The sequence below is a fragment of the Candidatus Symbiopectobacterium sp. genome, assembly GCF_020054415.1.
Lineage (GTDB): Bacteria > Pseudomonadota > Gammaproteobacteria > Enterobacterales > Enterobacteriaceae > Symbiopectobacterium.
Genome location: NZ_JAHWCO010000145.1, coordinates 1 through 1490, shown reverse-complemented (window position 1 = coordinate 1490; position 1490 = coordinate 1). Strand labels below are relative to the sequence as shown.

Annotated in this window: 2 protein-coding genes; both read right to left on the bottom strand. The window is 51.9% G+C overall.

The window, feature by feature from the left end; genetic code table 11:
* Window positions 1-212, bottom strand: a 212-nt coding sequence (locus tag QZ506_RS04440) for a helix-turn-helix domain-containing protein (RefSeq protein WP_291969344.1), incomplete at its 3' end; no start/stop codon positions are given.
* 133 nt (window positions 213-345) lie between these two features.
* A complete protein-coding gene (gene hemH, locus QZ506_RS04435; protein WP_291969342.1) occupies window positions 346-1308 on the bottom strand; it encodes a ferrochelatase in 963 nt (320 codons plus the stop codon).
* Window positions 1309-1490: the final 182 nt, after the last annotated feature.

Here is a 1490-nt window from a genome sequence, read left to right as displayed (position 1 = left end):
TCAGTGGCTTCGTCGGCGCGGTTCTTCAGGTTCGGAACCCGACGGTTCTGGTTAACCAGCGCATCAATGCCGCCTTCAGCAGCCAGTTCCTGATAACGGTAAAATGTATCGCGTGACACGCCCATGATCTTGCAGGCTTTTGATGCGTTACCGAGTTCTTCGGCGAGATTGAGCAGGCCGGCTTTGTGTTTGATAATGGGATTTGTTAGTATGAAGCATGAGAGTTACCTCGCGTTTTGTTTAAGGATTAGACACCCATATCAAAACCGGTAACTCTCAACCTTTCAAGGTCCATTGTCAGATCTAGTCGCGACTAATACATTTTTTTTATCTGTACTGTTTTAACTACTCGTCACGCACCAGCGCTTCAAACAAATCAATGTGCCGCGCATCATCATTTAACGCCGGAATATAAGCAAACTGTTCACCGCCAGCATGCAGGAAAATCTCCCGGTTCTGCTCCTGAATTTCTTCCAACGTTTCCAGACAATCGGCTGCAAGCCCAGGGCAAATAACCTGAATGCGTTTGATCCCCTGCGCAGGTAATCCCTTTAATGTTTCATCCGTATAAGGGGTGAGCCAAGGTTCACGGCCAAAACGTGATTGGAATGTCATTTGCGCCTGTTCCGGTGCCAGCCCCAATGCAGCGATCAGCGCCTGTGCCGTCGCCTGACAGCGCAGAGGATAGTCATCCCCTTCCGTAGCATAACGCACCGGAATGCCATGGAACGATATCACTAAGCGGTCTGGCACGCCGTGCAGCGAAAATGACGCTTCCACACGCTGCTTTAGCGCATCGATATAGACCGGGTGCGTCGCATAGTCGCGGATAAAACGGATACCGGGCACCTGGCGGCGCGTGCGCAGTGCATCGGCCAGCCCATCCCATACTGCACCGGTGGTAGAGCAGGAGTATTGCGGATAAAGCGGCAGCACCACCAGTTGAGTGACACCTTGCGACAACAGGCTATCCAGCGCCGACAGCAAGCTCGGCGAACCATAGCTCATGCCAAGCGCCACCGGAATATCGTCGCCTAAACGGGCGGAGAGCGCACATTCCTGACGTCGACTGAATGCCAACAGCGGAGAACCGTTAACCGTCCAGATAGACTGATAGAGTTTGGCGACACGGGGAGAACGAAAAGGCAGGATCACGCCATTCAACAGCGGCCACCAGAGCCAGCGCGGCGTATCTACGACGCGTTTATCACTAAGAAACTGTGCCAGATAGCGTTTCACCGCCTGCGGCGTCGGGGCTTCGGGCGTCCCCAGATTCACCATCAGCACGCCCAATTTTTGTTGACTCATCGTCTGCACGGCTTTGTTGAATAAATAGATTTTATGCTGGCAGCCCAGTGAAACGACGGATCCTCGCAACGTAAAATCATGCAGTTAGGCCTCATGAGAAAAGTGTACACCTGAGATGACAAGAATTTTCAACCAAAACTGGCATGGAAAAACAGCATGATTACCTATTATTCAACAAAGCC

What these genes read in the sequence shown, in the direction of transcription:
- hemH (WP_291969342.1), bottom strand. Translation starts at nt 1,308, where the DNA reads ATGAGTCAACAAAAATTGGGCGTGCTGATGGTGAATCTGGGGACGCCC.